The 3,899-nt window shown below is 62.1% G+C and carries 3 protein-coding genes and 1 pseudogene; all 4 read right to left on the bottom strand.

Annotation, left to right across the window (positions count from 1 at the left end):
• The coding region (locus tag I5W_RS15940) for an MFS transporter (RefSeq protein WP_044529967.1) at positions 1 to 409 on the bottom strand (409 nt) is incomplete at its 3' end.
• Positions 410 to 963: 554 nt separating this feature from the next.
• Positions 964 to 2,165 (bottom strand): annotated as a pseudogene (locus I5W_RS15935) (TIGR03364 family FAD-dependent oxidoreductase).
• A 157-nt stretch (positions 2,166 to 2,322) separates the two neighbouring features.
• Complete coding sequence (locus I5W_RS15930; protein WP_373281440.1) at positions 2,323 to 3,303, bottom strand: putative 2-aminoethylphosphonate ABC transporter substrate-binding protein; 981 nt, start codon at positions 3,301 to 3,303, stop codon at positions 2,323 to 2,325.
• A gap of 139 nt (positions 3,304 to 3,442) precedes the next feature.
• A partial coding sequence (locus I5W_RS15925; RefSeq protein ID WP_148289122.1) for an ABC transporter permease subunit occupies positions 3,443 to 3,899 on the bottom strand: 457 nt, incomplete at its 5' end.

Raw genomic sequence — 3,899 nt, 5'->3', positions numbered from 1 at the left:
CGCCCAGCGCCAGCCCTTGCAGGATGCGCAGGATGATCAGGATGATCGGGGCGGTAATGCCGATGGAGTTGTAGTTGGGCAGCACGCCGACGATGAAGGTCGAGGCACCCATGATGAGGATGGTCACCAGGAAAGTGTATTTACGACCGACCAGGTCACCCAGGCGGCCGAACACCAGCGCGCCGAACGGGCGCACGATGAAGCCCGCAGCAAAGGCCAGCAGGGCGAAGATGAAAGCGGTATTGGGATCGGTGCCGGCAAAGAACTGCTTGGCGATGATGGCGGCCAGCGAGCCGTAGAGATAGAAGTCATACCATTCGAAAACGGTGCCTAGCGACGAGGCGAAGATGACTTTCTTTTCCTCCTTGGTGATGCCGCGCGTCGTCGTATTGACGGATGCTGTGGTCATGTTTGTCTCCTTGGTTTTAATGAATGTGCTCATGCATGGTGTGCAACCAGGTACTCGGGCAACGATGCAACAGATGGTCGAATGGGGCGTTATGCAAGAACGCACCGGAAGAGCAGAGTTTGAAGAACCGACACCCCCTGGCTTCCCCCGTCTGACACAAACCGCGATATTGGCTTCGCATTGCTTGCGTAAGGACCCACTTGTCCATGCGCCGAGTGTGCGACGCCAAGCTTACGCAGGACTTGCTCCAAACTTACACAAGCTTACAGCGCAGCAAGCCTGTTTTCGGTTGCGACGCAGCAGGGAAACCCGCTTCTGCCAAGGCTTTGTGGGTGTCGGAGGATATTGCGCCGCAGCGACATGCGGGAGTGATTGGGCGTTGGGAAAAGATGCCAGAAAAAAATTTTCTGTCAGGAATGAAGGTGGGCAAGTGAAGTATCTTGCCAAACAGGCGGCTTGGCGGGTTGCCCTATTGGCCGCAAGGGCAGATCAGATGGGTGGCTACGAGGCGGTACGGCAGCGTTGGCCACCGTACCGGGTGCAACTGCAGTCGATCAGGCCAGGGCGGTGGCCGGGGCCGGTTGTGTGGATGGCGTGGGCAGGCTGTCGCCTTCCAGCAGCGCCTTCACGACACGCTCACCGAGTCCCAGACCGACGCTCATACCGATGCCGGTATGCATGAGCACCACCGAGGTATGGTCGTCGACGGCCAGCGCCGAGAACGGACCGGGGCCCTTGCTGCCATAGACCCCTTGCCAGCGCTCGATGACCTGCACGCGGGTGTCCAGCGTGTGTTCGACCAGGCCCAGCAGCAGTTGGTCGACTTCTTCGCTGTTGAACGGCGGCGAATCGCTACCGTAGTGGTGCGAATCGCCGACGATGAGCTCTTGATAGGGCGTCGGACTGACCAGCAGGTGGATGCCGTGCTTGTTGAGCAAGGGCGTCTTGGCCTCGATCTCGGCATGGACTGCGCGCGCGGTGGGCAGGTCCGAGAAGGCGCCGTAGTGGGTGCAGGACAGGCCGGTCAGCACGGCATGGGTCAGCGGCACCGCTTCTTCGGTCTTGATGCGCAGCATCTGCAGACGGCATTGTTTCAGGTTCATCGGCTGCAGGCGGTCGGCGAAGAGCGTCAGGTAATCGTGACCCGAGCAGACCACCACGCGCTCGGCGTGGAATTCACCTGCGGTGGTCGAGAGGCGGCCATCGGCCGTGCCATGCACCAGGGTATTGAAACGGAAATGCACGCCCTGCGAATGCAGGTAGGCCACCAGGGCTGGCATGGCTTCGCGCGAATACAGTTGCAGGTCTTCGGTGCCGTGCAGGGCCGAGCGGTGATGACTGAAGCGGCCATTGTAGAGGGCATCGAGCTTCTCGCCTTCCAGAAGCGAGGCGCGGTAATCGTACTGACGCGCACGCACGGTCATGAATTCCACCAGCACATCATGCTCTGCTTGGCTGCGGGCAAACAGCAGGGTGCCGGCTTCACGGGCGCTGAAGTTGGCGCGCGCCGCCAGGTGCAGCCAGATGGCGCGGCTTTCGCGGGCCAGGTCGAGCATGATGCCGGCGGGCTGGCGGTCACCAGGCCCATGCCGAAAATGCGTACGGAGGCGCCCAGCGGGGTGCCGGTGCGTTCGAACACGGCGACTTTCAGGCCGCGCTTGACGGCCGCATAGGCGTGCGCCAGGCCGAGGATGCCCGAACCGACCACGGCCAGGTCGAAGTGTTGCGGATCGTGTTCTGTGGGGGAAAGCGTCATGGGGGACTCCATAAGATACGGTTGCCAGATGTCGTGATGCCTGTTGTGGGCGAACGCTCTGTGGGCGTTTTGCGATCCTCTCTGCGCGCCGCCACAGGCTGGGCTGTGGCGGCGTCGAACTACGTGCAATACATGTGAACGCCGTCGGTGACGGGCATTACTGCTTTTTCTCCGACTTGCTTTCGTAGCGCTTGCTCCACTCGGTCAGGATGCGATCACGGTTGGTGCTGGCCCAGGTGAAGTCGTTCTTGATGAGACGCTTTTCGTAGTCGGCCGGCAGCAGTTCGTCCGGCTTGGCTACGCCCGGAATGGCGACCACGGCGAAGTTCTTTTCATACAGCGCCATGGCATCCTTGCTGGCAGAGAAGTCGGCCAGCTTCTTGGCGGCTTCCAGGTTCTTGGTGCCCTTGACGATGGCGGTGGCTTCGATGTCCCAGCCCAGGCCTTCGGCGGGCAGGATCACGTCGATCGGGGCGCCTTCCTTCTTGGTCTTCACGGCGCGGTATTCGAAGGCGATGCCGATCGGGAATTCACCTGTCGCGGCCTGCTTGCAGGGCTTGGAGCCGGAGTGGGTGTACTGGCCGATGTTCTTGTGCAGGGCATCCATGTAGGCCCAGCCTTTTTCTTCACCCATCATCTGCAGCCAGGCCGACACATCCAGGTAACCGGTACCGGAAGAGGCTGGGTTGGGCATGACGATCTTGCCGGCATAGACCGGCTTGGTCAGGTCGGCCCAGGAGGTCGGCTTGGGCAGGCCCTGCTTTTGCGCTTCCACGGTGTTGAAGCAGATGGCCGAGGCCCACACGTCCATGCCCACCCACGACGGCGGGTTGGCGGCGCTGCGGTACTTGGCGTCGATGGCCGACAGGCCATGCGGGGCGTAGGGGGTCAGCATCCCTTCCTTGTCCAGCAGGGCCAGGCTGGTGGCGGCCAGGCCCCAGATCACGTCGGCTTGCGGATTGGCCTTTTCCGCCAGCAGCTTGGCGGTGACGATGCCGGTGGAGTCGCGCACCCACTTGATTTCGATGTCCGGGTTGGCCTTCTGGAAGGCTGCCTGGTAAGCCTTGATCTGGTCGGCTTCGAGGGCGGTATAGACCGTCAGCGTGGTGGCCGCGTGGGCCTGGGCCGAGAACAACATGCCGGCGCCGATCACCGATGCGAGCAGGGAAAACAGCTTGGTTTTTTTCATGATGGCCTTCGTCTATGTTTATGGGATGGCTGGGTTGAAAAAGCGTCTGCGACGCCAAGGGAAGAAATCGGTTTGCCGCGGCTCACCTTCAGTGGCTGCGCCCGCGGCGCCAGGCCTGGGCTCGCGCCAGCCAGCGACTGCCGGCGGCATACATGAGCAGCGAGGCTGCGGCCGAGGTCAGCAGGATCAGGGTCGACATGGCCGCCGCCGGGCCGACGTCGCCGGCGTCATCCATGTTGAGCACCGCCACCGAGGCCAGCACCGTATCGGGCCGGTACAGGAAGATCACCGCCGAGACCGTGGTCATGGAAGAGACGAACAGGTAGCGGAAGATCTCCAGCATTTGCGGCAGGCACAGTGGCACGGTCACGCGCAGGAAGGTGTTGAGCAGGGGTACCTTCAGCGACAGCGAGGCGGCTTCGAATTTGGGGTCGAGCTGCTTCAAGGCAGTCACCGCAGTCAGGTGCGCGGTGGTGTAGAAGTGCACGATGCAGCAGAGCACCAGCAGCGTCATGGTCCCGTAGAGGAAATGAAGGGATGGCCGG

The organism is Herbaspirillum sp. B65 (assembly GCF_000333555.1).
GTDB lineage: Bacteria > Pseudomonadota > Gammaproteobacteria > Burkholderiales > Burkholderiaceae_D > Herbaspirillum > Herbaspirillum rubrisubalbicans.
This window is presented reverse-complemented; position numbering and strand designations above follow the sequence as displayed.